Source organism: Rhodococcus sp. RD6.2 (assembly GCF_001040705.1).
Lineage (GTDB): Bacteria > Actinomycetota > Actinomycetes > Mycobacteriales > Mycobacteriaceae > Rhodococcus_G.
On sequence record NZ_CVQP01000009.1, the window covers coordinates 335,506 to 361,718 of the forward strand.

The following is a 26,213-nucleotide window of genomic DNA, read 5'->3' on the forward strand; positions in this document are numbered from 1 at the left end:
CCTAGCGATGACAACCACTCCATTGTCCACGGATGGGCGAGGGAGGGGGTTGACCCTGTTGCAAGGGAGGCGACGTGACCGGGTCGCGAAGCATCGGAATTCCGCACCCAACCGGGTGGGGGAGGCGGAAATCCGAATCACTCGTCTCGGCAGGTGCCGATTATTCGAGAGTTCCGGAAATTTCCGGATCGAGAATTCAGCGGGTGGAGGCGAAATCCTGCCGGATATCCATCACCTGCACGATCGCCTCGGAAATTCCGGCCCGGTATCCGACCTCGCGCTCAGTGATCCCGGCGGTTGCGTCGAGTTCGTTTTCCAGTCGGTCCTTGATCCGGTCAAGGGCCAGAAGTGTTCTTTTCACGAACGGGCCTTCATTTCTGTTCGATTCGGTGCGGGGCGCGAGTGCGCTTTCGTCGAGGACGAAGATTCGCGCCGAGGTCAGCGCCGCGTTGCGCCCGTGTGCTCGGGGACCCTGCGCGGCGCTGCCGTCCGCGTGCCCTGAGAACTGTCGGTACAGCGTTTCGAGTACCAGGGAGGCCGTTGCGGCCGTGTCGGACTGCACGACTTCCTCGCTAGTGACGCTTGCGTTTGCGGATGAACTCGCCGGCCTCCGTGGCGCGGTCGCGTTTTTCCGCGCGCCTTTCCTTCAGGGTCTGGGCGGGTTTTTTCATGATCTTGCGGGAATTCTTGTCTGCCATTGTCGCTCCTTAATTCGAAGAGGCAATCACTGGCCCAGACCATACGTCATTTCCTGGAAATAGCCAGTCCCGCAGGTACGGGTGGTTTTTCCGGTGACGGACGCGACGCGAACACCGGGGTCGCGACGTCCGGTAGCGGTCATTCGACGAGCGCCACCGACGTCACCCGGTGCAGCGTGAACCGCCGGATCGCGCCGTCGGCAGGGTCGAACGCGTCGAGCTGGCCGCCGCCGACGCTGACGGGGTCGACGATCCGCACCGATGCGACGCCCTGCGCGTCGACGTACCCGATCCGGACACTGCGCTTGACCTTCACCGCCAGTTGCAGCAGCGCCATCGTCGCCGCGCTGCCCGCACGGCTGCCGTCCGATCGGACCCCGGCACCGCGCTGGGTGGTCGCCGCGGCCCGCTCGCCGGCCCGCAACTGCCGGACCAGCTGCTCGTACTGCTCCGGGGTCGGCGGCGCAGGCTCGCGTCGGGTCGGCCGCTCGCGGCGCTTCGCGACTCGGGCACCGGGACGTCGCAGGTCCACGATCGCACCCGACGAATCCTCGCCCGCGGGTGCGAAACCGACGCGGCGCAGCCGTTCGAGGACGTCGCCGAGCTCGGCTTGCGACACCGCGACCGTCGGAGCCAGCGCCCGCAACGCCAACTCCTCCGCGACCGGCGACGCCAACACCTCCGCGAGCGTCGCCGGATCGTCGCAGCGGACGAACGACCGCGCCACCCCCGCCCGCAACCGGCCGTGCCTGCGTGCGACGTCGTCGATCAGATAGGTGAGCGCCTGCGGGACCGGAGTCTTCGAGTGCGTCGCGAACAGGGCGTGCAGTTCGGCCGCGGTGCGCCCGGCGTCGAGGGCACGGCGGACACTGGACTCACCGACGCGGTACACGGTCGCCGCGCCCGCCGACTCGACGTCCGCCACCTGGTGAACCTGCGCCAACAGTTCCGGCACCAGCGGTCCCGGCGCGACGACCGTCAGATCCGCCTGCACCAGGACGTAGTCGATCGGCTTCGGCAGCGCGGCCGTCATGTCCGCGAGAACCGACTCCGGCGGTCCGTCGTGGAGCAGGCTGCGACCGGGTGACGCCACCGCGCCCCGCCCGACGAGCCCGACGGCGGTCGCCTCGGCGAGCGTGTGGCCGATCGCGGCCACGCCGAGCCGCATCGACCACCGGGGCCTGCGCCACGCGACCAGCGCCGCCACCTCGTCGGGGGTTGCGGCCACACCGGTTCCGAGTTCGGCGACCAGTTCGAGGACGAACCGCCGGTCCCGGGGCGCACCGGAGGCCCGCACCTCCTCGGACAGGGCCGCGATCGGCTTGTCGTTCGGATCGCGTAGGCCGACCGTCCACGGCCGCCGCGGCAGATCGAGCCAGGACTGGGCGAGCGCCTGCCACCGGTGCGCGGTGTTCCCGTCCAGCCACGCATCGGCCGCGAGAGTCGGCGCCCAGTAGTCGTCGCCGGTATCCGACGCGGGCAGCGGGTCCGGGGCGCCACTGGCGATCAGACCCGCACCCGCGAGGAGCTCGAGGATCAGACCGATCCGTCCGTCGTCGACGCCGACCGACTTGGCGAGCCGCCGCGACTCCCGGACACCGAGCCCACCGGCCTTGAGCGTCGGGGCGGGGTGCTCACCGAGCGCGGCGAGCACCTCCTCGCAGTGCCGGATCAACTCCAGTGCCTCACCGGCGGCGGCAGCGTTGACCTCGGACGCCGTGCGCTTGCGCCCGCGAACGGCGGGCGGGGTGAGGGTGTCGGGGTCGGTGACCGTCTCGCCGCGCAGGACCTGCCCGACCTGGTGCGGCAGCTCGACGGTCTGCGCGTCGAGCCAGACGAGCAGACCGGAGGCGAGGAGTCGCTGCACCGGACGATCCGGCGACGTGTCCGGCGCGGCATCCCGCGTCCTGCCGATGGGGGAGCTGGTCGCGAGGGTTTCGAGAAGTCGTCGTTCGTCCGGGGTGAGCGCGGCGAGTGCCTCGGTGATCTGCTCGGCCGTCAGCGTCGTGGTCGCCGGGTCCACCCGCCAACCGACGGCCTCCCGGGCCGCAGGCGTCACCCGCAGCAGCCCGCTGCCCCACACGAGCGCTCGATCCCGCAGCACGGTCAGCGCGCGGTCGACGGATCGTGCGGGAGCGCGGCCCGCGACCAGTTCGCCCAGCCGTTCCCGGGAGACACCGGTGTCGATTGCCCCTTCGCGGGCCAGCAGACCGACGAGCGTGAGTTCGAGCACGCTCAGGTTGTCCGCGACCCGCAGGACCGACGCCCGCTGCTCTGCGCGCGACGCCAGCACCGACAGGTTCGCCGGCGGTGGTACCGCCAGGTCGGGGCGGAGTCGAAGCAGCTCGGCGAGCTCGGCGTCGCTGCGTTCGCCGAGCCAGGTCGCCAATTGTTCCGGGGTGGCGGCGGGATCGATGTTGGTCATCGCTTATCAGATTAGAGACCTGGGCTGTACCCGATGACGCGTCGGTGTCAAAATGGCCTCGTGGCTAACAATTCGAGCAAGTCCTACGTTGATCCCGGCTGGCCCTCGCACATCAAGGAGGGTGACCACGCCGTCACCGAGCTCTCGTCGACCCGGTCCGGCGGGCTGTCCCCGTTCGGCGAGGAGATGGAGTTCCCTCTGCCGGTGTCGGAGCTTCCGTACACCCATCCCGTCACCGTCGTGAACCGCTGAGCCGTAGGCTGCCGAGCAGCCGGCCGACTGGCCGGACCCGACACGTCGAAGGCCCCGCACCCAATCCGGGTGCGGGGCCTTCGACATGTTCGAGGTGGTGCGATCAGCCCTGGGCGAGCTGGGGCAGGTGCGTCGTGAGGAAGTCGATAACCTGCGGGTTGAGCTTGGCCTGCTCGTAGAGGGCCTCGATCTGCGGGTCGACGGCGACACGGGTCTTGACGGCTTCGAAGGTGCTGTCGAAGGAGTCGAAGATGTCGGCGGCGCCGTCCGTGGTGGGAACGCTCGTGACGGCAGGGGCCTCGGGTGCGGCCTCGACCGTGGCGGCGGGCGCGGTGCGTGCGGTGGGGCCGCTGGTCAGCCCGAGGCTGGACGAGCAGGACGGCCATGCGCCCCAGCCCTGCGAGGCGAGGACCTTCTCGGCGACGACGATCTGCTGCTCGCGGGTGGCCTGGTTGGCGGTCGCGGCGTACTCGCCGCCACCGTGTGCGTTCCAGGTGCTCGGCGAGAACTGCAGGCCGCCCTGGTAGCCGTTGCCGGTGTTGATGCCCCAGTTACCGCCGGCCTCGCACTGCGCGAGCCGATCCCAGTCGGAGTCGGGTGCTGCACTTGCGGGGGCCGCGAAGGCCGCGCCCGCTGCGCCGAAGACCGCGGTCGTGACGACGACCTTGGCGGCGTTCTTGCGCGTGTTCGTGGGTTTGCGATGACGTCCAGCGCTCATGGGAGTTTCCTCTCCGCACGCGCCTGCGAGGTCAGCTGTCGGGTTCGGGCTGAGAGGTCGCCCGGCCGTGATCGCTCCGTGATGGTGCGAACTGCGGCTTCACCCCAAGGAAGGTCGCTTGCTCACCTACCGGTGTCCACTGGGGACGTGGGTCCCCCGTCCTCGTCCCTGGTGTTCTGTGGGAATCCGTTCCGCGGGACAAGGTTTGGCGCGGCGGTCCGGACTGGCCGGAACACCGACCGGTGATGACCGTACGTGGCCGATCGCACTGCGTCATCTCCTACCGCAACGGCGTGTTTCCCGGCATTTCACCCGCTGATGGGGGTATTTGCGCTGGTCAGACGGCCGCAGCTCGGTCGAGACCGCCCTGTGACCCAACCGTTATGTGAGGCACATCACAATCTTCGGGTGGTGCGGTCCTGGCGGTTCGCAGGCCGTCACGCACCAACGTCACCAGCACCACGACGGCGGTCACCACGAACACCAACGGATACACCGACTGCGTCACCGGAACGACGGCGTCCGGGACCGGCACCATGAACAACCCGATCGCGTAGACCCCGTCGGGAAACCCGTGCGCCCAGGACAGCAGGGGAGCCGCCAGTGCCACCGGGACCAGCCACGCCGTCACGCGTCCCGCCCGCAATGCCCGATCCACCGCCAGGATCAGCAGCGGCACGAACCACACCCAGTGGTGGCCCCAGGAGAACGGTGAGACCGCACAGGACGTCAGACCCACCATCGTGATGGCGAGCAGTTGTCGTCCGCTCCGCTGGGCGCCCCAGGCCGCGGCCAACCCAAGCGCCCCCAATGCCGACGCGACCACCAGCCACAGCAACCGGGGCGGCTCGGCCACGTCGAGCCACCGTGCCAGGACGCCCGATGCCGACTGGTTCGCAGGCCACGCCGTCTCGCCGATCCGAGTGGAATGCCAGATCACGCCGGTCCAGTACGCCCGCGAGTCCGAGAAGATCACCACACACCCCACCGCCACCGTCGCGGCGAACCCGCCGATCGCGATCGCCGCGGCCCGCCACTGGCGAGTGAGAAGGAGATGGACGACGAACAGTGCGGGCGTCAGCTTGATCCCCGCGGCGACGCCGGCCCCGAGCCCACGCAGCCTGCTGCCCTCGGGGCGCCCGAGATCCCACAGGATCAGCAGCATCAGCAACAGGTTCACCTGGCCCAGCCAGATCGTCGTCCGAACGGGTTCGAGCCAGCTCAACGAGATCGTCAGCAACGCCGTCGCGATGTGGAGGGTTCGATCGGTCCGGTAGCCCAGCAGCCGCCAGCACAGCAGCACCACGAGGTACAGGGCGACGAAGTTCACGAGGGCACCGAGGAAGACCGTCATCTCCGGAGAGAACAACCGCAGCGGAGCGAACAGGACGGCGGAGAACGGCGGGTAGGTCCACCACATGCCGCCGTGCAGCGCGTGGTCGTACAGGCCCGCGTCGGACAGGACGGTGGCACCGCCGCTGCGGTACACCAGCAGGTCGAGTCCGTTTCGGAACAGGCCCCACAGGGGCTGGCCGAACGGAACCACGCGGTCGTGTGCGACGACGACCGCGACGGCGAGCACGCCGAGGGTTCCGAGGAACAGGGGATGAGAGGGGAGCGACCGCCCCGCATCCGGGTCGGTGCGGGGCGGTGGGGTCATCAGGCCGGGCCGGGCTGATAGGTGCGGGCGGTGCCGACGTCGACGATGTCCTTGCCGAGCGGCATCAGCGAGATCGGGATCATCTTGAGGTTCGCGATGGCGAGCGGGATGCCGATGATCGTGATCGCCATCGCGAAGGCGGTGATGACGTGGCCGATGGCCAGCCAGATGCCGCACAGGATCAGCCAGATCACGTTGCCGATCAGCGAACCGACGCCGGAAGTCGGTTTCTCCACGACCGTCTTGCCGAACGGCCAGAGGGCGTAGATGCCGACGCGGAACGCGGCGATGCCGAACGGGATGGTGATGATGAGGATGCAGCAGATCACACCGGCCACGAAGTAGCCGAGTGCGAGCCACAGGCCGCCGAACACCAGCCAGATGACGTTGAGGATGATTCTCATCACGTGTCCTGTCCCCGGGCGCGTCTGCCGGATCGCAGCGCGGAACCGATGCCGAAGAGGAATCCGATGGGGCACAGCAGTGCCGCCAGGTACAGCGCGAGACCGGGCGTGTTTCCGGTCGCGGATACGACGAAGATCGCGACGACGGCCACCAGGCCGACGAAGAACAGTGCGATGCCGATGCGGAACAGCAACAGCCCGCTCGTGGGCGGGGTGCCGTTCGCTGCGGGGGAGTCGGTGCCGGGAGTTTCAGGTGCCACGCACCCACGGTATCGCCACAAACCCGTGTGCTCCGGCGGGGCACGCGGGGGTAGGATGCAGTCATCGCGTCCCACACCAGGTGGGGCGCGTTCGTTTATGTGGTCGATCTACTTGGATGAGCAGGTGACGCGGTGCCTACCGGCAAGGTGAAGTGGTACGACGCTGAAAAGGGCTTCGGCTTCCTCTCCCAGGACGAGGGTGAGGACGTGTACGTCCGCTCGTCGGCCCTGCCCGCTGGAACCGAGAGCCTCAAGGCCGGACAGCGGGTCGAGTTCGGGATGGCAGCCGGGAAGCGCGGCCCGCAGGCGCTGAGCCTGAAGGTGCTCGATCCGGCACCCACGTTGCGGCAGGCGAGCAGCAGGCGCGACGACGTCGCCCGCAAGCACACGCCCGACGAACTGCACGGCATGGTCGAGGACATGATCACGCTGCTCGAGGCGAAGGTGCAGCCCGACCTGCGCAAGGGCCGATACCCGGACCGCAAGACGGCGCAGCGGATCTCCGAGGTCGTCCGGGCCGTCGCCCGCGAACTCGACGCCTGACTCGATGCCCGCCGCGTACGGGTGAGGGGAATCTCAGCCTCGGGGCGAACAGACAAGTGAAGCCCCCGGTCGTGTGACCGGGGGCTTCACTGTTGTCTGCGGTGGTTACTGCGCGGGCTGTTCTGCGGCCGGGGTGAGCCCGGGCAGTGTCTGCACGGCCCACACCGGGGCGAAGTCCCTCGACGAGGGCTGCTGGATGATCACGCCGAGCAGTTGCTCGTTCTCCCGCGTCGGCACCGTCACCGAGTACACCTCGCCCGGCGTGTAGTCGCGGAAACCCTCGAAGACCTCACCGGTGCGGGGATCGCCGAACTGGACGTTGAGCCGCCAGTCACCCTCGGCGATGTCCTTGGGCAGCGACATCTGCAGCGGCGTACCCGCCTGAACCGGCAGGTACGCGACCTCGAGGTCCGCACAGCGCATGGTGGAGTCGCACACACCGGCCTGGACGTCGACGGTCTTGCCGTTCGAGTACGCGGTGACGACCGGCAGCGTCTCCGGCGCGTCGCGCACGAGCAACGTGACGACGGTCGCGAGACCGCCCGCGGCCACCAGTGCGATCACCCCGACCACCGCGAGGATCTTCTTCGTCCGGGCTTGCATGCTCATCGTGTCCGTTTCTCGTTCTGTCGTTCCCCCGCCGGGTGCGACGGGTTCGGTTTCAGTCGGCCCGGGAGTCGGTGCCGACGGGTGCTTCCTGGTTCGCGTGTTCGGGCCGTTTGCCACCGAGGCCCGGGAGCAACGAACGGCCACGGTAGGTGAGGTACGTCTGCGCCAACCCGAGGAGTAGGACCACCGAGATGACGGTGAAGCCGATCCAGTACTGGGTTGGCAGGAGGATGCCGAGGGTGCCGCCCACGACCCAACTCAACTGAAGCACGGTCTCGGACCGTCCGAAGCCGGACGCGATGGATTCCTCGGGCAGATCCTGCTGGAGCGACGCGTCGAGGGACACCTTCGCAAGGGCGCTGCCCGCGGACGCGACCAGCGCCGCGAGCGCTGCCGTGAGGAGGCTGTCGGTGACGGCGACCAGGATCGCGACCGCGGTCACGGCGGCTGTGCAGCGAAGCACGACAAGTGCGGGCTTGCCGAGTTTGAGCCGGGCGCCGGTGGCGTTGCCCGCGAAATTGCCGAGGCCGGCGGCCACACCGACGAGACCGAGCATCGCCGCCTGCATCCACGGTTCGTGTTCGGTTCGCGACTTCGCGACGAACGCGATGTACAGCGTGAGGAAGCCGGTGAGGACGCGAATCGTGCCGTTGCCCCACAGTCCGGTGATGGTCGCGCGGCCCAGGGGTTGGCGGCGCTTGTCGGGTGCGATCGTCTCTCGCTGTTCGCGGGTGATCACCTCGGTGACGGCGTCGTCGCCGTGATAGGCGAGCGTCGCGGGCACTTCACCTTCGGTGACCTCGACCCAGGCCGGGATTCGCATGCTCAGGTACGCGCCTGCGATGGTCAGGGCCGCGGTGAACCACAGGACACCGGTGGAGCGGAACGCGAACGCGATGATGCCCGCGGCGGCGCCCGCGACGATCGTGCCGCCGATCAAGCCGAACACGGTCAGCCGCGAGTTCGTTCGCACCAGGTCGATGTCGGGCGGCAGGACGCGGGGTGTCACGGCGCTCTTGAGTACCGAGAACGATTTGCTCAGCACCATCATCCCGAGCGCACACGGGTACAGCGCCCAACTGTCGAAGTGGAACACGAGCAGCACGGCGAGCACCGTCCGCAGTGCGAACGACGACGCCAACGCGATCCGCCTGCCCCGCTGCAACCGGTCGAGGGCCGGGCCGATGAGCGGCGCGATGACCGCGAACGGTGCGATCGTGATGAGCAGGTACAGCGCGACCTTCGTCTTGTCCTCTCCGGTCGCCGCGGAGAAGAACAACGTGTTGGCCAGCGCTACGGCGATCGCGGCGTCGGTCGCGAAGTTCGCCATCACCGCATACGTCAGGTGGGTGAGCCCGGACTTGTCGGCGCCGTCCGCGGTCGCGGCACGCCGGAACGTGGCGATTCCGCGGTTCGTCAGTTCGCGACTGCGCATCGCAGCAACCCGGGTCACCGTCAGTTTCCGGGGAATCGGAGGCGGCTTCGGGGCACCCGTGCGCGCGGACCGCACCTGTTCGGTTGGCTGGTCGGCGCTCGAGTCGGGGACGTCCTCCGACGGGCGGGCCCGCCCCGACGTCGGGTGCAGCGGCGGCAGGGGTTCGCGGCGGCCCGTCACGCGCCGCGGCGGCGGGTAGTTCGAGTAACCGGGGTGCACTGCGCCTCGCCCGCCGTCGGCGGGATCCCGACGGCGGTCGGGTTCGGAGGGGTGGCTCGGTCCGGTCACGACTCCAATTCTGTCCTAGTCGGCGGCGCGACAACCAGAAGGCCTGCCGACGATTGCCGTCGCAATCGCGGCGCGCCCCGGTGTGCGTCGGTCACGGGACGAATCGAACGTCGAATGTGAGCGGATAGAACTTGCCGGTGATCAGGAAACGGTCGGTCCCGGGGATCGCCGCGATGCCGTTGAGGACGTCGGCGTTCGCGGTCTGTTCGGGTGTCAGCAGCCCCGACGCGTCGATCAGCGCCGTCACCTTCCCGGTGGTGGGATCGATGCGGACGATCTTCGAGGTCTGCCACACGTTCGCGTAGACGGAGCCGTCGTCGGTGCATTCGAGTTCGTTGAGTTGGTCGAGCGCTCGGCCGTCGAGGGTCACGCGCACCGACCCGACCTCGTCGAAGGTCACGGGGTCACGAAACGTCAGCGTGTCGGAGCCGTTGCTCATCACCAGTCGATCGGGTTGTGCGCACAGCCCCCAGCCCTCGCCGTCGTAGGTGACTCGTGACCGCTCCGCGAGGGTGGTGCGGTCGCGAGCGAACGCCACGCCTTCCTTCCACGTCAACTGCCAGACGGTGTCGCCGCTGACGGTCAGCCCCTCGCCGAACATGTCGTCGGGCAGGGGAACGCGGACCCGCTCGGCGCCGGTGTCGAGGTTGCGTGCGCTGATGTACGACCACCCGGCCAGTCCGGTGCCCTCGACGAGTTCGCCGTCGGAGATCTCGAAGCCCTGGGTGAAGGCGCTGGGGTCGTGCGGGCGGGTGCCCTGCACCTCGACGTGCAGCCGTTCTACGGAGGTCGTGGAGCTGCCGAAGGCCGTCGGTTCGACGTCGGTGGAGCCTGCCGCACATCCGCCGAGTACGACGGCGACCAGTAGTGCGGTGGCTGTTCGTGTCGCGCCGCCGACCAGTGGGGAGTGGGTCACTCAGTCAGCATGACAGCCCGATCGGGTGCGGAGGCGGTGTGATGCGGCAAAATGGAATCGTGCATGTGCAGTCTGTCTCCGAACTCCGCCCCGTGCGTCCCCTGCTGGCCGATGCCGTCGAGGCCGCCCGACGGGCATTGACCGACCTCGGTGAGGATCGGGTCGGAGAGCATCTCGGTGTCACCGCCGACGACGACACGACGGTGACCCACCGCTTCGCGGCGACGATCCCCGGCTACCACGGGTGGGTGTGGGAGGTGGTGCTGTCCGCGCTGCCCGACTCCGACCGGGTGACGGTGAACGAGTCGGCACTGCTGCCCGGCCCGGAGGCGCTCGTGGCGCCGGAGTGGCTGCCGTGGGATCAGCGGGTGCGTCCGGGTGACCTGTCGCCCGGCGACCTGCTCGCGCCGCGCGCCGATGATCCGCGGCTGGTGCCCGGCTACGTCGCGACCGGCGACCCGGTCGTGGACGACGTGGCGTTCGAGGTCGGGCTGGGGCGCAAGCAGGTGATGAGCCTGGAGGGCCGCCTGGATGCGGCACAGCGCTGGTACGACGGGGACCACGGACCCGACTCGGAAATGGCGAAGGCCGCGCCCTCGACGTGTGCGCTCTGTGGCTTCTACCTTCCGTTGGCCGGTTCGCTGCGCGCCGGGTTCGGGGTGTGCGGCAACGAGTTGTCCGTCGACGGACAGGTCGTGCACGCCGAGTTCGGCTGCGGCGCGCACTCCGACACGGAACTGCCGACCGGGGCGGGTACCCCGAAATACGACGCGTTCGACGACGGCGCCCTCGAGGTCGTGGAGTTGCCTGCCCCGACGAAAACCTCCGAGGCAGTCGCGGATGTGGCGGAGACCGTCGCCGAGGTGGCCGAGCCTGTCGCTGAAGCCGCCGAGACCGTCGTCGAGGTGACCGAGCCGGTCTCTGAAGCCGCCGAGCTCGTCGCCGAGGTGGCCGAGCCTGTCGCCGAAGCCGCCGAGACCGTCGCCGAGGTGGCCGAGACCGGGACGGATTCGGCGCCCGCCGAGTGATCGACCCCTTCGGCGCAGACGCACTGCGCGCGGCGACGCTGCTCGCGTGGACCTCGTCGCCGACGAGGCTGCGTGAGGACGCCGCGACCGAGTCCGATCTGGTGCGCGGCGGCTACCGCGACCGGGTGCTCACCGAGTTGGCGCAGAACGCCGCCGACGCGGCGGCCCGGGCCGGGGTGCTGGGGCGTCTCGACGTCCGGCTCGACGTCGACGGCCTTCATGTGGCGAACGTCGGGGCGCCGCTGGACGAGTCGGGTGTGCAGGCCATGTCGGCGTTGCGGGTGTCCGGCAAGACCGAGGGCGTCGGACGGTTCGGCGTCGGGTTCACCGCCGTCCTCGCGATCGGCGACGAGGTCGAGGTGCGTTCGGTGTCCGGGTCGGTCGCGTTCTCCGCGTCCAGGACCCGCGCCGAGCTCGATCGGGCGGGGCTCGCCGCACCGGAGTCTGGGATTCCGGTACTGCGGCTGGTGTGGCCGACGGATGCGGTGCCCGCTCCGGGATTCGACACCGAGGTGGTGATCGCGCCGCGCGACGGCGTCGATCTCCCCGCCGTAGTCGCTGCGATGCGTGAGGAAGCAGTGGATCTTCTGCTGGAACTTCCTGCGCTGCACTCGATTCGCATCGGTGACGCCGAGTTCGCCCGAACCGGGACCGATCTCGGTCGTGGTCTGACGGAGGTCGCCGTCGGCGACCGGGTTTGGTGGCAGTTCACGGCGCCGTCGGCGCGGTGGCTGGTGCCCGTCTCGGACGGGTCGGTTCGTCCCGTCGACGGTGACGTGTTGCGTGCGCCGACCCGAACCGACGAGGAACTCTCCCTGCCCGCATTGGTCGTCGCGTCGGCCGATCTGCAGCCGGACCGCAGGCGCATCATGCCGGGTGCCGCGATAGCTCACCTGGCGGACGGGTACGCCGAATTCGTTGCGGCGCTGCCGGAATCGGAACGAACGGCACTCGTCCCGCTGCCGGGCTTCGCGTCCGGCGCCGTGGACGAGCAGTTGCGCGAATCGGTGCTGCGCGAACTGGTCGACCATGCCTGGCTGCCCGGCGTCGACGGGGAGTGCCTGCGGCCCCGCGATGCGGCGGTGCTGCCGGGCCTGACCACCGAGTTGGCGGAACTACTGACCGACGCCGTCCCCGGCCTGGTCGCCCCCGACCTGTCCGGGCAGTCCGACGCGCGCGCCCTCGCCGCGGTCGGTGTGCACCGGATCGGGTTGGCGCGCCTCGCCGAACTGCTCGCCGGGCAGGACCGCGCGCCCTCGTGGTGGGGGCGGTTGTACGAGGCGTTGACCCCGCTCGTCGTCGACGCTCTCGCGGTCGAGGAGTTGGCGGCGATTCCGGTGCCACTTGCGGACGGGCGAACCGTCACCGGACCGCGGACCGTCGTGCTCGGTGAGGGACTCGGCGGCGCGGGCGTCGACTGGGTGCGTCTCGTGCACCCGTCCGCCGCGCATCCACTGCTCGCGCGACTCGGGGCCACGGCGGTGCACGCGCTCGACGTGCTGTCCGATCCGGCGCTGCGCGATCGCATCGACGCGCTGTGGGACGGCGACGGTGACGCCGACGCCCTTGCCGATGCAGTTCTCCCGCTGGTCGCTGGGGTGTCGACCGGGCCGCTCCCGGGTTGGCTCGGTGGACTTCCGCTGCCCGACCGGTTCGGTGAGTTGCAGGCGGCGGACGAACTGCTACTGCCCGACGCCCCGCTCGCAGACGTGCTGGTGTCGGAGTCTCCGTTCGGGACCGTTGCGGACCGGATCGTGGACGTGCACGGCGCCGAGGCGCTGCGGGCGCTCGGCGTCGGGTGGGGCTTCGCGGTGCTGCGGGCGGAGTTGCCGACCGGACCGGACCACGACCTCGACGACGAATCGGACTGGTGGGCAACACTGTCCGACGATCCGGAGGTGCTCGTTGCGGTCCGGGACCTCGACCTCGTCGACCCCGATCGGTGGCCGACGGCTCTGACCCTGCTGGCGTCGGACCCGGAGACGGCCGCACTGCTCGCGGACCGGGCCGGATACACCGCGTGGTGGTTGCGCAGGCACGCCCGTGTCGACGCTGTCCCCCTGTCGTCGCTGCGTTCGCCGGACGATCCGACGTTCGAGGGCCTGCTCGATCCGCTCGACCACCCCGACGCCGACGCCGTGTCGGGTGCGCTGGCGGCGGACCGGATCGAAAGCACCGCCACCGCGGAGGCGCTGCTCGACGGTCTGGCAGATGCGAACCGCGCGCCCGCGCCCGCGGTGATCGCGCGGACACACCGGTTGCTGGCGGAGGCCACCGCCTCGGGGGTGCTCGATCTCGAGGCACTGTCGCCGCCTGCGCGGGTCCGGACGATCTCGGGTGTCGTCGTCGACGCCGCCGACGCGATGGTGCTGGACCGTCCGTGGCTGGCGTCGGTGATTCCCGCGGACCGGTTGGTCGTCGGGGACCTCACGTCGGCTGGCGCGTTGGCGGACCTGCTCGACGTGCCGCTCGCGGCGGAAGCCGTGCACGGTGAGGTGCTCGGTGTCGGTCGCGTCGGTGACTGGGGACGCGAGCCGGACGCCGTGCTGGCGTCCGTGACGTCGGGTCGGCCACTGCCCGCGGGTGCGGTGGTGCTGCACGACGACCTCACGGTCCGGCTCTCGGGCGCACGCGACGGCGACGTCGCGGTGCCGTGGTGGGTCGACGATTCGGGGCGCACACATGTCGATGTGCGTCGGATCGATGCGGGGGTGGCCGGTGCCGGGTAACTCGTTGGACCAGGCCGTGCTCGACGAGATGGTGTCGCTGCGCACCCCGTGGATCACCGATGTGGTCACCGTCGTCACCCACTTCGGGGACACGATCGTCGCGACCGCGATCACCGTCGCGGTGGTGCTCACGTTGATGCGACGAGGTCGGGCGCTCGATGCTGTCATGGTCGGCGGCGCGATGGCCAGCGGATTCCTGCTGATGAGCGGCTTGAAACTGGTGTTCGGGCGCGAGCGTCCGCCGGTGCCGGTGCGCCTTGTCGAGGAGATCACCCACTCGTTCCCGTCCGGCCACGCGATGATGTCGGCGATCCTGGTGTGCGTGGTCGGCGCAGTTCTGGCCCGCGGTTCGGGTCGGCTCCGGCCGATCGTGGTCGCGGGTCTGGCCCTGTGGACGATCGCCATCGGACTCTCGCGCGTGTACCTGGCGGCACACTGGTTCACCGACGTGTTGGCCGGCTGGGCGCTGGGGATCGTGTGGGCGGCAGTGTGGATCGTGGGAACTGCCCGGTACGGTCGCTCCCGCGACGCGTCGGGCGAATCCGACGAAAAAGCTACGCCGTAGCCGCCGGTTCTCTACCCTGACCAACTTGGACGTCTGTCCAGTAATCGCCGCAGGGAGAGAGCCGATGTCGCGACGAACCCACCTGACCCGCACCGCACTTGCCGCGCTGGTCATAGCGCCGCTCGCGCTCCTCGGTTTCTACATGTGGGCACTGTGGAATCCGGGCGACACCGTCTCGCGCCTGCCGGTCGCCATCGTCAACGCGGACGCGGGTGCCGACCTCGACGGCAGCCGGTTGACGGCGGGCGCCGACGTCACCGCCGCGCTCGTCGAGGGCGGCGACGTGAACTGGCACGAGGTGAGCCTCGACGAGGCCAGGGACGGTGTGGACGACGGCCGGTACTACTTCTCGGTGGTGATCCCGGAGGACTTCAGCCGCGACATCGCGAGCGCGGCCAGTGGAGCAGGGGAGAAGGCGCGGCTCGAGGTCGTCTACAACGACCACAACAGCCTGGTCGCCACCCCCGTCGGCGAATCGGTGATGGCGCAGGTGCGCTCCGCGGTGTCGGAGACGATCGGCGAACAGTCCGTCGATCAGGTCCTGCTCGGACTCGTCGACGTCGGCAAGGGTCTGTCCGAGGCGGCGACCGGTGCCCAGCAGCTCAACGACGGCACCGGGGAGGCGCTCGCCGGAACCACCGAACTCGCCGCGGGCAGCGCCGAACTCGCCGCGGGGCTCGACGAGGCGTACGCGGGCAGCATCGAACTGGTCGACGGCACCGGCCAGCTCGCGGCGGGAGCCGGGGAGGCCGCCGCAGGATCGGGTGAACTGAGCGCCGGGCTGGGGCAGCTCGTCGCAGGAACCGACGAGCTCGGCGCAGGCGCCACCCAGATCAGCGAGGTCATCGACACCGTCGTCGGACCGTTGGTGGACGCGGCCGTCGCGGCGGGTCTGTCCGGCGACGAGACCCTCGCCCAGCTCCAACAGCTGCGCGACGGAGCCCGGCAGATCGCGTACGAACTCTCCGACCCGAACGCCGACTACCGCGGCGGTCTCGAATCCGCCGCGGCGGGTGCAGCAGAACTGAACACCGGCCTCGGACAGCTCAGCGACGGCGCCAACCAGCTCGACGCGGGTGCCCGCGAACTCTCGACCGGTCTCGGTCAGCTCGACGAGGGTGCAGGCCAGCTGCGGGACGGCCTCGGCCAGCTCCAGGACGGGGTCGGGCAGCTCGACGCAGGCAGCGCGGAACTCGCGACCGGGCTCGCGGACGGCGCGAAGCAGGTGCCGCAGTTCACGGACACCGAGCGGGCCGCCACCGCCGGTGTCATCTCGTCGCCGGTCACGGTCAGCGCCAACAACGTCGCGCCCGCGGTCGGTTTCGGGCCCGGTGTGATCCCGGCCTTGATGTCGGTGCTGCTGTTCCTGATCGGCATCCTCACCTGGTTCGTCGTCCGGCCGCCGCGTCGTCCGCACGACCGCGTGCACGAGTCGATCGTCCGGGAGGGGTTGCGCCGATACCGGGTTCCCGCCGCGGTCACCGTCGCCGCGGCCGCGCTGATGGCCGTGCTGTCGATGACGGTCGCCGACGCGGAGCCGCCCAGTGCGCTGGCACTGTTCGCTGTGCTGCTGCTCGTCGGGGCGGCGGCGATCGCGACGGCCCGACTGTTCACGGTCGTGTTCGGTGCGGTGAACGGCACCTTCGTCGGGCTCGGTGCCCTGATGATCCAGGTCTTCGCGTTCGGGGCGGTGTTCCCGATCGAGCAGATGCCCGCGCCGCTGCGCTTGCTCCACAATCTGATGCCGCTGACCTACGCCCGCAACGCGATTCGCATGTCACTCGTCGGCTACTGGGGTCCCCGCTTCTGGCTGGCGATCGCTGTCCTGGTGGCGCTGGTCGCCGGGTCGGTCGCGCTGACCATCTGGTGGCGCAGCCGTCATCGCGACGACGACAGCGACATGGGGCAGGAACCCGGTCCGGTCACCGAGCGCATTCCGGTCCCGACCGGCTAGGCGGGCAACGACTCAGTTCAGTCCGCGCTGCGCGGTGCGGCTACCGCGGCGCGCAGCGCGACGCTGGACCAGGTAGAGCAGTGTCCCGATCGCGCCGAACGCCAGGCCTGCCCAGCAGACCGGGAGCGCGGATTCCCAGCGGTCGCCCGAGACGAGCACCACGACCGTCGCGACGAGCCACGCGACGGTGCCGACCACGAGCACCGGCCGGGGGTCGGTCAGTCGCTCGGGCAGCAGGGGATCGTTACGTGTGTCACTCACCGACACGACGCTACCGGCACACCTGTTCGGCCGCTGCGTGCTACGTGCCTTACGCTCCTTTGGCGAGCGCTGTGCTTGCACACTTTGGGCCTTGAGGACGGGAAGATGGCGGGAACGTCTCGGATACTGGACAACTATTTCAAGATCACCGAGCGTGGATCGACCATGAACCGCGAGGTTCGCGGCGGCCTGGTCACGTTCGTCGCGATGTCCTACATCGTTGTCCTGAACCCGCTGATCCTCGGTAGCTTCTCGGCGGACGACGCGGCGGCCAAAACCGATGTCCTGGGTAACATCCTGCCCGTCACACAGGTGGCGGCCGTCACCGCGCTCGTCGCGGGACTGATGAGTATCGCGTTCGGCATCGTCGCGAACTATCCCTTCGGCATCGCCGCCGGCCTCGGCATCAACACCCTCCTCGCCGTCACCATCGCGCCCCAGGTCACCTGGCCGGAGGCGATGGGCCTGGTGGTGATCGACGGCATCATCATCGTCGTCCTCGCGATCACCGGATTCCGGACCGCGGTCTTCAACGCGATTCCCGACGCGCTGAAATCGGCGATCGCGGCGGGCATCGGCATGTTCATCGCGTTCATCGGTTTCGTCGACGCAGGTTTCGTGCGGCGCATCCCGGACGAGGCGGGGACCACCGTCCCGGTCGGTCTCGGCATCAACGGCTCGATCGCGTCGTGGCCGACCGTGGTGTTCGTGTTCGGTGTGCTGCTGATGGGCATCCTCGTCGCCCGCCGCGTCCGCGGCGGCCTGCTCATCGGCATCGTGGTGACCACCGTCCTCGCCGCGATCCTCGAGGCGGTCTTCGACATCGGCCCGTCCGCGGGAGTCGACCCGAAGGGCTGGAACCTCACCGTCCCCGGCATGCCCGACGTGTTGCTGCAGACGCCGAACCTCTCACTGGTCGGCGACGTCAACCTGTTCGGCGCGTTCACCCGAATCGGTGTGCTGTCCGCGAGCCTGCTCGTGTTCACCCTGGTCCTGGCCAACTTCTTCGACGCGATGGGCACGATGACCGGGCTCGGCAAGGAAGCCGAGCTCACCGACAAGCACGGCACCCTGCCGAATGTCGGCAAGGCGCTGGTCGTCGAGGGCACCGGCGCGATCGTCGGCGGTGCGGCCTCGGCGTCGTCGAACACGGTCTTCGTCGAGTCGGCGTCGGGCATCGCCGAGGGCGCGCGGACGGGACTCGCGAACGTCGTCACCGGCGTGCTGTTCCTGGCCGCGATGTTCCTCACGCCGCTGTACGGGATCGTCCCGATCGAAGCGGCCGCGCCCGCGCTCGTGGTGGTCGGCGCGCTGATGATCGGTCAGGTCCGCGACATCGACTTCACGAAGTTCGACGTCGCCCTGCCCGCGTTCCTGACGATGGTCGTCATGCCGTTCACCTACTCGATCGCGAACGGCATCGGCGTCGGCTTCATCGCCTGGGTCGTGATCGGCGCCGCGAGCGGCAAGGCGAAGCAGATCCATCCGCTGCTGTGGATCGTCGCCGGACTGTTCGTCGCGTACTTCGCTGTCGGCCCGATAACTGACGCGCTCACCTGAACAGCGCGATAACCTGAACCAGTTGTCTACCAGTGCCGTATCCTCCGTGAGTGACCTTGGATACCCGCTCACTCGCCAGTGATCTGTCCCTGGCTGTCGTGCGCCTGTCTCGACACCTTCGCGGGCGACGAGCCGATTCTCCGGTGTCGTTGACGCAGCTGTCCGCGATCGCCAGCCTCGACGAGCACGGGCCGATGACGCCCGGCGGACTCGCGGCGAAGGAGCGAGTGCAGCCGCCGTCGATGACCAGGGTGATCGCCTCCCTCGCCGAGTTGGAGTTGGTGGCGCGCACCCCGCACCCCACCGACGGCAGGCAGATCATCGTTTCGCTCACCGACTCCGGTCGGGCACTGCTCGCCGACGAGACCAGCGCTCGTGAGAAGTGGATGACCAACCAGTTGGCGGGTCTCGACGAGGAGCAGTTGAACGTGCTTCGCCGCTCGGTCGACATCATCAGCGGGATGGTCACGAACTCGGAGTAGTCGGGGAACCGGGGTGTCACTGGGGGATACCGGGGGATGGCGAGTGCGGCGTTCGGCCTACTCGCAGGGGTGGAAATCAAGTCGGCTCGGTGCGGCAAGATGGTCGCGTGGCTGACGTTATCGACATCGACAATCCCGCGGATCCGCGGCTGGACGACTTTCGCGATCTGAATTCCTCGGATCGTCGACCCGACCTGCCGGACGGTAAGGGTCTTGTGATCGCCGAGGGCGTACTCGTGGCACAGCGACTGCTGGCGTCGCGTTTCCCGCCCATCAGTCTCCTCGGGGTGGACCGTCGGCTCGGCGAACTCGCAGACGACCTGCGCGACGTCGACGTCCCGTTCTACCGGACGTCCGCAGACGTGATGGCCGAAGTGGTGGGGTTCCACCTCAATCGCGGCGTCCTCGCCGCGGCGCACCGTCCGCCGGCGCTGGACCTCGACGACGTGCTCGCCGGGGCGCGCACCGTCGCGGTGCTCGAAGGCGTCAACGACCACGAGAACATCGGCTCGATGTTCCGCAACGCGGCGGGCCTCGGCGTCGACGCGGTGCTGTTCGGGGACCGCTGCGCGGACCCGCTGTACCGTCGGGCGGTTCGGGTGTCGATGGGGCATGTGCTGAGGGTGCCGTTCGCCCGCGTTCCGGAATGGCCGCACGGTCTGCAGCGGCTGCGGGACAAGGGTTTCCAACTCATCTCCCTGACTCCGAACCCGGAGGAGAAGACGCTCGCCGAAGCGATGACCGGTGAACGGGTGGCACTGCTGCTCGGTGCCGAAGGTCCCGGCCTGTCCGAGTACACGATGCGCAAGACCGATGTCCGTGCCCGCATCCCGATGGCACCCGGGACCGATTCGCTCAACGTCGCGACCGCCGCGGCGATGGCGTTCTACGAGCGCGTCCGCCTCGGATGAATGGTCCCTCCGTGGTCGTGACCGGCTTCTCCGCGGTGTTCTTCACGGCCCTGGTGATCGCCTGTGGTGCCGCGATGATCGCCGTCCACCCGGTGCTCGCGGCCGTCGTGAACGTGATCGTCGCGGTCGGTGTCGCGCCATCGCTGTGGCAGTGGCGTGCGGTTCCGGTGTGGCGCTGGGTGGTGTACGGGGCGGTGGCGGGGACCATCGTCGGGTGGATTGCGCTGCTCGCCGGAGTGCGCTGAGCGGTGATCCGGTGGGTCAGCCGGCCCTGCGGCGCCACCACCGCCTGCGTCGCCGAACCTCGATCGCGGCAGGCGGCGGTGCCGGAAGCTCGTCACCTGCCGCGTAGAGGGTGAAGCCGCACACCGTCAGATCGGGCGGCGACAGTTCGCCACCGGCGGCCGCGTAACCGAACCCGAGCCACTGCAGGTTCGCGGCGTCGGCGAACTCCCCAGGGTGAAACGGCAGCGACAGCGGGTCCGGGAACCTGTCGAAGGAGCGTCGCGGCGGGTGCTCGCCCGCCCAGTACGGTCGCTCCCACACCAGCGGCAGTCCGATGTTCTCGTGGATGAACGACGCTGTCGGGCTGAAGGACCGCCGCAACTCCCCGCGCTCCCAGTACGCGAACGATCCCCACGGCGCCGCGTCCTCGGCGCAGACGAGGTAGGTGCGCTCGGAAGCCAGTGGCCGCGTCCATGATCCGTCGAGTGTCGACGGCCGGTTCTGCGCGAGATGGGGGGAGCAGACCACGGTGACACCCGGATAGGTGCCGACGAAGACCTCGCGGGCAGACGGAGCCGCGGACGTGGCGAGCGAGTCGGAACGCAGTGGTACCGCGGTCATTTCGGGATACAACTGCCGGACCAGTGCCTGCGCGGCGTCGGGGTCCGGAGTCGCGTGGTCGCGGAGGACGGAAACGGGATCGAGGGCGTCGACGTATCAGATGCTCGATGCTGTCGGCTCCACTCCGTGCACCCCGCTTCCGTCGAAGTCCTACGAGCGTACGACGGCGACCGCAGATTCGTCGTCCGGACACCGCGCGCCGTCGGGCACCGTGGTCTCGGGCAGATCCACCGACTCGGCCGTCGTCCTGCCGAGGAACTCGTCGAGGATCGCCCACGTGGTTTCGCGGGCCTCCGGTCCGGCCACCAGTCCGAGGTGGCTGCCCGGAACGGACTCGAACCGCACGTACGGCGACCCGGTGAGCAGTCCCGTGATCGGTTCGACCGCGGCCGCGGGGGCGATCACGTCGGTGGTGCCGCCGATGCCGAGAACGGGAACGCTGATGTTCGCGAGGTCGACAGTGCGGTCTCTGATGTGGAATTGGCCTGTGGCCAAGTCGTTTCCGAGGATGAGGCGGCTGCACATCTGGTGGAAGATCCGCGCCGGGTACCCGGGCATCTCGGCCATGAACCGGTCGATGGCCTCCATGCGTGCGAGCGACTCGGTGTTGGTGAGGTTGCGGGCGACGAACCACGGCTTCAGCAGTTCACGGTGCGGCGCCGTCACCCGATAGGCGGCCTGGACGACGGGGGCGGGAAGACCGCCGAGTACCCGCGTGAGGGCCGTCAGCGGGCGCTCGGTCGTGTACCTGCCGATCACGCGCAGCGGGCTGATCACCGGGATGCGGGTGTAGTCGATCGGAGTGCCGATCGCCGTGACCGACCGAATGGGAAGGTCGGCGTGCGCTGCCGCGGTGAGCAGCGAAATTGTTCCGCCGAGGCTCCACCCCACCAGGTCGACCGCCGCACCCGCATGGCGGTCACTGATGTACCGCACCGCGTCCGGCACGATGCCGTCGAACCACGCTTCGAAGCCGAGATGACGATCGTCGGCGGTCATCGTCCCGTAGTCGAGTTGGTACGGCGCGTGGCCGCGCTCGACCAGTTCGGCGGCGAGGCTCTGACCTGGCCGCAGGTCGTAACAGGAGGCGGGCACGGCGAGGGGCGGGACCATCAGGATCGGCCGCATCTCCGTCTCGGGTTCCGGGCCGAACCGGTAGAGGTCACGGTGTGGCCCGGAGCGGAGCAGTACCGAGGGGGTCCGGTGGGCGGGGGAGACGCCGCCGCCGAAGGTCAGTGCCCAGGCGTTCCGGGCGGCGGTGTCCAGGTCGTCTCGCGTCGGTAGGTCGGTAACCAGTCGGGCCGGGTCGAGCAGGCGCACGTGCGTCCCCTGTCAGTCCTTCAGTAGATGTAACTAAAGGTTACAGTGAGTTCCGATCTCGACGCCTGAGTGGTCAGCCGCGACTGCTGCTGCGGACTCCCAGGAGCACGTCGTCCCACGACGGCAGATGTGGCTTTCCCCGCTTGTCCTTGGCGCCCTGATGCTGAGGGGCCTGCCGAGGAAGATGCTCGTCGAGGTCGTCGTCGGCAGGCGAGTCGGTTCCCTCGGCGCGCGGGTCGCTCGGTTCCGGTTCGACGTCGACGATCTCCGCCGGTTCGTCGGCCACCGTGTGCTGACTGTCGACGGAGTCCGAGTCGTCGTCGATCGGGTCGTCCGCGGTGTCGACGTCCGCGGGGGCATCGAGGGCCAGCGGTGCGACCGGTGCGAGCCCCCGCAGGGGACGTCCGAAGTCCGGGTCCAGGAGATCCTTCGCCGCGGCGTCGAGGGCCGCGATCGTGCCGCCGTGCGAATCCGGCTGGTACCGCCAGTGCGCAGCGTTGCGGGTGCGACCGGCCTGCCACTGGAGTTGCGCGACCCAGTGGCCGTCCTCGTCGCGCCAGGCATCCCAGTCGGCATCGTCGAGTTCGTGTCCACGGGCACGGAACGCCATCGCCACGATCTCCGCGAGCGTCTCGACCGTCGGGCCGTTCTCTCGGACCGGATGTCCGCCCTGGGCCAGCGACGCCGCGCGACCGCGTTCGAGCAATACCGGGTGCGCGAATCTCTCCACCCGCTTGAGAGAGACGCCCGCCTCCTCCGCGACCTGCTCGACTGTCGCGCCTGCGCGGATTCGGGCCTGGATTTCCCGTGGGCGCAACTGGCTCTCGTTCTCGATCTCGATCTGCCCGAAACGGGCGATGTCGCCGCGAGACGCGGCCCGCAGCTTGTCGTCGGCAGGGATCCGGAACCGTTCACCTGTCTCCGAGTCGGCGCACACCACATGCGATCCGCCGGGCTCGAGTCCGATCACCGAGAGTTCTCGCACACTGACCTCCTCGTCGCGTTCGCCTCGCGATATTGCCCGCGCCGACTGTAATCGACCTTCGGCGACGGCTGGGGGACGACACGCCACACCCGGCGAGGCTGTCGGCCCGGGCCCGGGTTATAGTCTCTAGTTCTCCTTGAGGGTTGGACCCCGGAGAAGCCCCGTACCGAACGCCGCGCGGCGATAGGATCGACGCGACGAGCCGACCTCCGCCGGTGGCGGAGTCGGCACCCTTCGGGACGGTTCGTGGCGAGGGCTGAGCGATGGTCGACAGCGGTTCCCGGGACGACGTGACCGAGGACGCCGGGCGCGCCCGATCACCCGCGCGGCGTGCCTTCGACGCCTTCGCGGCCCTACTCGACGGCCCGCTCACGGGACTGGCGCCGTGGATCGTCCTCGCCGTGTTCGAGGGGCCGGGGCGGCTGGAGGAAGCAGCCGGTGCCGCCCTCGCGCTCTCGGTGCTGTTCCTCGTCGTCGACCGGGTGCGCGGACGGTCGGTGAAGCTCCTCGGCGTCCTCGACGTCGCATTCTTCGGGACGCTGATGATCGTGCACTTCGTACTCGACGAGGCCGGCCAGGAATGGATGGAGACGTGGATCGGCGAGATCGCCAGCATCACCCTCTTCCTCGTCGCGACCGGATCCATGCTCGCGCGGGTTCCGTTCACCATCCAGTACGCGCGCGAGGAGGTGGACGAGCAGTACTGGCACACGCCGAGATTCCTGCACGTCAACTACGCGATCACCGGTGCGTGGGCGCTCGCGTTCCTGGTCGCGGCGGTCGCGGGGTTCGTCGGCGACGCGATCCTGCACGACAGCGACAACATCTGGACCGGCTGGGTGATCCAGACCGCCGCGATGCTGTGCGCACTCCAGTTCACCCAGTGGTATCCGGACGTCGTGGAGGCCAGGGCCGCGGTGGAGGAGGGGGAGCCCACGACTCCGGTACCCGGCGTCGCGGAACTCCTCGGGCCGCTGGCGACCTGGCTCGTGCCGATCGGCATCATCACTCTCACGATGGACGGCGGGCCGACGTGGCTCGGCATCGCCTTCATCGCGATCGGCATCGGCACCAACTCGTTGCTGCGACGGTCCACGGACGAGCAGGCGACGGACGCAACCGAGGAGAAGGCATCGTCATGACCAACCTGAACGACGTCGACACCCGACACCTGCGGCGGGCCGTTGCGCTCGCTGTCGAAACCGGGGACGCCGGGAACCGCCCCTTCGGCGCGGTCGTCGTGGACGCCGCGGGGGAGGTCGTCGGCGAGGGCGCGAACTCGGTCGCGACGTCCGGTGACGTCACCGAGCACGCGGAACTCGATGCGATCACCACCGTCTGCGCCGAGGGGAACGCCGACCGGCTCGTCGGCGCCGTCGTGTACGCCTCCGGTGAGCCCTGCCCGATGTGCGCGGCGGCGATGGTGTGGGCCGGGGTCGGGCGCGTCGTCTTCGCTGCTGCCGCCACGGATTTCGGAGCGATCCTCACCGGTGGCCCGCGGTTCTCGCTGAGCTGTGCCGACGTCGTCGCGTCCGCCGGGACGGGGGTCGAGGTCAGCGGCCCGCATCTCGGGGAGGAGGCTCTCGGCCCGTTCCGCAGGTACGTTGCCGAGGAGCATGTGCGGGCCTGACACAATCTGCGGCATGGCGAATCGAAACAACATCTCGTCCGGCTCCGACTGGGAGGCGAAGATCGGGTACTCGCGTGCCGTCCGTATCGGCGCGCAGGTCTCGGTGTCCGGCACCACCGCGTCCGGCCCCGACGGGCCGGTCGGCGGCGACAGCCTGGCCGAGCAGACCCGGGAGGCGCTGCGTCGCATCGTCGCCGCGCTTGCCGAGGCCGGCGCGAAGCCCGAGGACGTCATCCGGACCCGCATGTACCTGACCGACATGAGCCGCTGGGAAGAGGCCGGGCTCGCGCACGGCGAGGTGTTCGGTGAGATCCGTCCCGCGACCACCATCCTCGAGGTCAGCAAGCTGATCGACGACGCGCTGCTCATCGAGATCGAGGCCGACGCGATCGTCGCGGAGTAGTCCTCTCCTTCGTCTCCTTCCACTCCTTCGTCTGTCCCCGGTTCTTGACCGAATGTGGCGTTCGGTCACTTCAAGTGACCGAACGCCACATTCGGTCGCGGGCGGGAGTGGCAGGCGCGGGCGGCGGGTGTCTGGGTGGGGCGCCGGGGCGCCGGCTGTCAGGACGCGGCTGGTAGGTCGCGACGCAGTCGTACATCGGGGCGGGGCCGAGACCGGGCAAGCGCGTAGTGATCGCGTAGTTCCTGCAGGACGAGACCGGGCTGCTCCCGGACGGTCCGAGGCAGATGTGCCAGCACGATGATGCCGTGACTTTGCATCCGAGCCCGTCTCGCGAGCGTGCGTTCGTGGTCGTGCGGCGTGAAGTGGTGCTCGAGCGAATCGATCTCCCATGCCATCGCGACCTCGTCGATCCAACCGTCAGGTATCGCGATGAGCTCAGATGTCGCAGTCTCGACCGCCCGGTTGTGCTGCATCGGCGGGAGTCCGCTCCGTGCATAGAGCTTCTGAGCGTCGATCTCGGCAACAGAGTGCGCTCCAGCGCCGAGCTCACGCAGCACCGATCGGGGCACCGCGGTGCCCCGGCACGAGCCTTCGGCCAGCTCGATCGCCAGTTCGTCCACCGTGGTGCCACCACGCTGGATGGCGTCGGCGAGCAGCGCGCGGCAGTCGTTCGTCACACGCGTACGACGGGCCGCGTCGAGTGCAGCACGGGTGATCGGCGCGCAGCGCAGGTTTCCTCGGAGCACAGGGTCGGGCATTCGCCACGTGCGTTCGACCCTGACGAAGGCATTCGACAACCGGTACTGCTCGGAGGGAATCAGCAGCAGGACATCACTCATCGACGCTGATCGCCCGTGCCCATGGGCGGCAAGCGCGGCGTGCCCCGTCAACACACTGTCCTTGCCTCCGTACATCAGAGCGGCGGTGTTGCGTTGAAGCGTGGTCGGAGATCCGTTGTGCAGCAGCACCAGCCCGGGCAACACACGCTGCCATCGACCACCGGGGCGGCACCGATTGGTGATCGTGCCCGGCGACACCCCGAGCGCGAGCAAGCGAGCCGTGCGGATGACACCGCTCCTGCTGTGGGCCGTCAGAAACCCGTTGTCGGTTGCCCACTCTCCGCGTCTCATGCGCCCAATGTTGCGATGCGTCCAAAGCTGGGAGTCGGACGCGACCAGGACATTCACCATGGCTGTGGATGAACGAGCCACCTGTGGACAACTCACGTCGCGCGGCGCGGTTCTGGTCCATCCGCCGCCGACCGAATGTGGCATTCGGTCACTTCACGTGACCGAACGCCACATTCGGTCAAGAGCGGGGTGGTGTGCAGT

28 protein-coding genes and 1 riboswitch are annotated in these 26,213 nt (G+C 69.3%); of the genes, 13 read left to right on the forward strand and 15 right to left on the reverse strand.

Translation table 11 applies throughout. The features are described from left to right. Positions 1 to 196: 196 nt before the first annotated feature. The 3 genes from RHCRD62_RS20460 to RHCRD62_RS20465 form a co-directional block, all read right to left on the reverse strand. Positions 197 to 562, reverse strand: a complete 366-nt coding sequence (locus RHCRD62_RS20460) for a hypothetical protein (RefSeq protein WP_050066565.1) — start codon at positions 560 to 562, stop codon at positions 197 to 199. Between the two features lie 10 nt (positions 563 to 572). Then, positions 573 to 698, reverse strand: a complete 126-nt coding sequence (locus tag RHCRD62_RS26655; protein ID WP_283235417.1) for a hypothetical protein — start codon at positions 696 to 698, stop codon at positions 573 to 575. 139 nt (positions 699 to 837) lie between these two features. Continuing rightward, a complete protein-coding gene (locus RHCRD62_RS20465) occupies positions 838 to 3,123 on the reverse strand; it encodes a helicase-associated domain-containing protein (RefSeq protein WP_050066566.1) in 2,286 nt (761 codons plus the stop codon). A 60-nt stretch (positions 3,124 to 3,183) separates the two neighbouring features. Between RHCRD62_RS20465 and RHCRD62_RS20470 the strand changes: the two genes are divergently transcribed. Beyond that, positions 3,184 to 3,375, forward strand: a complete 192-nt coding sequence (locus RHCRD62_RS20470) for a hypothetical protein (protein WP_050066567.1) — start codon at positions 3,184 to 3,186, stop codon at positions 3,373 to 3,375. Positions 3,376 to 3,478: 103 nt separating this feature from the next. On the opposite strand, the gene RHCRD62_RS20475 is transcribed toward RHCRD62_RS20470, so the two are convergent. From RHCRD62_RS20475 to RHCRD62_RS20490, 4 genes are all read right to left on the reverse strand, one after another. After that, entirely contained in the window at positions 3,479 to 4,093 is a 615-nt protein-coding gene (locus RHCRD62_RS20475) for a transglycosylase family protein (protein WP_050066568.1), read from the reverse strand. A gap of 4 nt (positions 4,094 to 4,097) precedes the next feature. Next, a riboswitch (cyclic di-AMP (ydaO/yuaA leader) is annotated at positions 4,098 to 4,284 on the reverse strand. A 146-nt stretch (positions 4,285 to 4,430) separates the two neighbouring features. Continuing rightward, a complete protein-coding gene (locus RHCRD62_RS20480; protein WP_050066569.1) occupies positions 4,431 to 5,753 on the reverse strand; it encodes a glycosyltransferase 87 family protein in 1,323 nt (440 codons plus the stop codon). Beyond that, positions 5,753 to 6,157, reverse strand: a complete 405-nt coding sequence (locus tag RHCRD62_RS20485; RefSeq protein WP_050066570.1) for a YccF domain-containing protein — start codon at positions 6,155 to 6,157, stop codon at positions 5,753 to 5,755. The genes RHCRD62_RS20480 and RHCRD62_RS20485 overlap by 1 nt, the downstream gene beginning before the upstream one ends. Further along, the gene (locus tag RHCRD62_RS20490; RefSeq protein ID WP_050066571.1) at positions 6,157 to 6,417 is read right to left on the reverse strand and encodes a hypothetical protein; all 261 of its coding nucleotides are present in this window, start codon (positions 6,415 to 6,417) and stop codon (positions 6,157 to 6,159) included. Before RHCRD62_RS20490 ends, RHCRD62_RS20485 begins: the two co-directional genes overlap by 1 nt. Before the next feature lie 132 nt (positions 6,418 to 6,549). Between RHCRD62_RS20490 and RHCRD62_RS20495 the strand changes: the two genes are divergently transcribed. Further along, entirely contained in the window at positions 6,550 to 6,960 is a 411-nt protein-coding gene (locus RHCRD62_RS20495; protein ID WP_050066572.1) for a cold-shock protein, read from the forward strand. Between the two features lie 105 nt (positions 6,961 to 7,065). Here RHCRD62_RS20495 and RHCRD62_RS20500 read toward each other — a convergent pair whose 3' ends face one another. The 3 genes from RHCRD62_RS20500 to RHCRD62_RS20510 all read right to left on the reverse strand — a co-directional run bounded on the left by RHCRD62_RS20500 (position 7,066) and on the right by RHCRD62_RS20510 (position 10,208). Next, complete coding sequence (locus tag RHCRD62_RS20500) at positions 7,066 to 7,569, reverse strand: DUF2771 family protein (protein WP_050066573.1); 504 nt, start codon at positions 7,567 to 7,569, stop codon at positions 7,066 to 7,068. 52 nt (positions 7,570 to 7,621) lie between these two features. After that, on the reverse strand, positions 7,622 to 9,223 hold the full coding sequence (locus tag RHCRD62_RS20505; protein ID WP_253277421.1) for an MFS transporter: 1,602 nt from the start codon (positions 9,221 to 9,223) through the stop codon (positions 7,622 to 7,624). 160 nt (positions 9,224 to 9,383) lie between these two features. Continuing rightward, positions 9,384 to 10,208, reverse strand: a complete 825-nt coding sequence (locus RHCRD62_RS20510) for a glutaminyl-peptide cyclotransferase (protein ID WP_050066575.1) — start codon at positions 10,206 to 10,208, stop codon at positions 9,384 to 9,386. A 41-nt stretch (positions 10,209 to 10,249) separates the two neighbouring features. Between RHCRD62_RS20510 and RHCRD62_RS20515 the strand changes: the two genes are divergently transcribed. The 4 genes from RHCRD62_RS20515 to RHCRD62_RS20530 all read left to right on the forward strand — a co-directional run bounded on the left by RHCRD62_RS20515 (position 10,250) and on the right by RHCRD62_RS20530 (position 16,484). Continuing rightward, a complete protein-coding gene (locus tag RHCRD62_RS20515) occupies positions 10,250 to 11,236 on the forward strand; it encodes a DUF3027 domain-containing protein (protein WP_050066576.1) in 987 nt (328 codons plus the stop codon). Further along, entirely contained in the window at positions 11,233 to 13,965 is a 2,733-nt protein-coding gene (locus RHCRD62_RS20520) for a sacsin N-terminal ATP-binding-like domain-containing protein (RefSeq protein ID WP_050066577.1), read from the forward strand. Before RHCRD62_RS20515 ends, RHCRD62_RS20520 begins: the two co-directional genes overlap by 4 nt. A gap of 28 nt (positions 13,966 to 13,993) precedes the next feature. Next, positions 13,994 to 14,530, forward strand: coding sequence for a phosphatase PAP2 family protein (locus RHCRD62_RS20525; protein ID WP_253277423.1), 537 nt, complete (start codon positions 13,994 to 13,996; stop codon positions 14,528 to 14,530). 64 nt (positions 14,531 to 14,594) lie between these two features. Beyond that, a complete protein-coding gene (locus RHCRD62_RS20530; RefSeq protein ID WP_050066579.1) occupies positions 14,595 to 16,484 on the forward strand; it encodes a YhgE/Pip domain-containing protein in 1,890 nt (629 codons plus the stop codon). A 12-nt stretch (positions 16,485 to 16,496) separates the two neighbouring features. Here the strand turns inward: RHCRD62_RS20530 and RHCRD62_RS20535 are convergent, their stop codons facing one another. Further along, positions 16,497 to 16,745, reverse strand: a complete 249-nt coding sequence (locus RHCRD62_RS20535; protein WP_050066695.1) for a DUF2530 domain-containing protein — start codon at positions 16,743 to 16,745, stop codon at positions 16,497 to 16,499. Between the two features lie 105 nt (positions 16,746 to 16,850). Between RHCRD62_RS20535 and RHCRD62_RS20540 the strand changes: the two genes are divergently transcribed. The 4 genes from RHCRD62_RS20540 to RHCRD62_RS20555 all read left to right on the forward strand — a co-directional run bounded on the left by RHCRD62_RS20540 (position 16,851) and on the right by RHCRD62_RS20555 (position 19,943). Continuing rightward, the gene (locus RHCRD62_RS20540) at positions 16,851 to 18,305 is read left to right on the forward strand and encodes an NCS2 family permease (RefSeq protein ID WP_050066580.1); all 1,455 of its coding nucleotides are present in this window, start codon (positions 16,851 to 16,853) and stop codon (positions 18,303 to 18,305) included. 50 nt (positions 18,306 to 18,355) lie between these two features. Beyond that, on the forward strand, positions 18,356 to 18,787 hold the full coding sequence (locus RHCRD62_RS20545; protein ID WP_050066581.1) for a MarR family winged helix-turn-helix transcriptional regulator: 432 nt from the start codon (positions 18,356 to 18,358) through the stop codon (positions 18,785 to 18,787). A 107-nt stretch (positions 18,788 to 18,894) separates the two neighbouring features. Then, positions 18,895 to 19,698, forward strand: coding sequence for a TrmH family RNA methyltransferase (locus RHCRD62_RS20550; RefSeq protein ID WP_050066582.1), 804 nt, complete (start codon positions 18,895 to 18,897; stop codon positions 19,696 to 19,698). An 11-nt stretch (positions 19,699 to 19,709) separates the two neighbouring features. Then, positions 19,710 to 19,943, forward strand: a complete 234-nt coding sequence (locus RHCRD62_RS20555) for a DUF2537 domain-containing protein (RefSeq protein ID WP_253277407.1) — start codon at positions 19,710 to 19,712, stop codon at positions 19,941 to 19,943. A gap of 16 nt (positions 19,944 to 19,959) precedes the next feature. On the opposite strand, the gene RHCRD62_RS20560 is transcribed toward RHCRD62_RS20555, so the two are convergent. The 3 genes from RHCRD62_RS20560 to sepH form a co-directional block, all read right to left on the reverse strand. Further along, the gene (locus tag RHCRD62_RS20560) at positions 19,960 to 20,544 is read right to left on the reverse strand and encodes a DUF6928 family protein (RefSeq protein WP_253277408.1); all 585 of its coding nucleotides are present in this window, start codon (positions 20,542 to 20,544) and stop codon (positions 19,960 to 19,962) included. A 150-nt stretch (positions 20,545 to 20,694) separates the two neighbouring features. After that, positions 20,695 to 21,864, reverse strand: a complete 1,170-nt coding sequence (locus RHCRD62_RS20565; RefSeq protein ID WP_050066584.1) for an alpha/beta hydrolase — start codon at positions 21,862 to 21,864, stop codon at positions 20,695 to 20,697. 73 nt (positions 21,865 to 21,937) lie between these two features. Next, entirely contained in the window at positions 21,938 to 22,849 is a 912-nt protein-coding gene (gene sepH, locus RHCRD62_RS20570) for a septation protein SepH (RefSeq protein WP_084734395.1), read from the reverse strand. Between the two features lie 263 nt (positions 22,850 to 23,112). On the opposite strand from sepH, the gene RHCRD62_RS20575 reads away from it, so the two are divergent. The 3 genes from RHCRD62_RS20575 to RHCRD62_RS20585 are packed head-to-tail and all read left to right on the forward strand — an operon-like array spanning position 23,113 to position 24,882. Beyond that, the gene (locus RHCRD62_RS20575) at positions 23,113 to 23,991 is read left to right on the forward strand and encodes a hypothetical protein (protein ID WP_050066585.1); all 879 of its coding nucleotides are present in this window, start codon (positions 23,113 to 23,115) and stop codon (positions 23,989 to 23,991) included. Further along, positions 23,988 to 24,479, forward strand: coding sequence for a nucleoside deaminase (locus tag RHCRD62_RS20580; RefSeq protein WP_050066586.1), 492 nt, complete (start codon positions 23,988 to 23,990; stop codon positions 24,477 to 24,479). The genes RHCRD62_RS20575 and RHCRD62_RS20580 overlap by 4 nt, the downstream gene beginning before the upstream one ends. Before the next feature lie 13 nt (positions 24,480 to 24,492). After that, on the forward strand, positions 24,493 to 24,882 hold the full coding sequence (locus tag RHCRD62_RS20585) for a RidA family protein (RefSeq protein ID WP_050066587.1): 390 nt from the start codon (positions 24,493 to 24,495) through the stop codon (positions 24,880 to 24,882). A gap of 158 nt (positions 24,883 to 25,040) precedes the next feature. Here RHCRD62_RS20585 and RHCRD62_RS20590 read toward each other — a convergent pair whose 3' ends face one another. Beyond that, on the reverse strand, positions 25,041 to 26,012 hold the full coding sequence (locus tag RHCRD62_RS20590; RefSeq protein ID WP_050066588.1) for a hypothetical protein: 972 nt from the start codon (positions 26,010 to 26,012) through the stop codon (positions 25,041 to 25,043). Positions 26,013 to 26,213 lie beyond the last annotated feature (201 nt).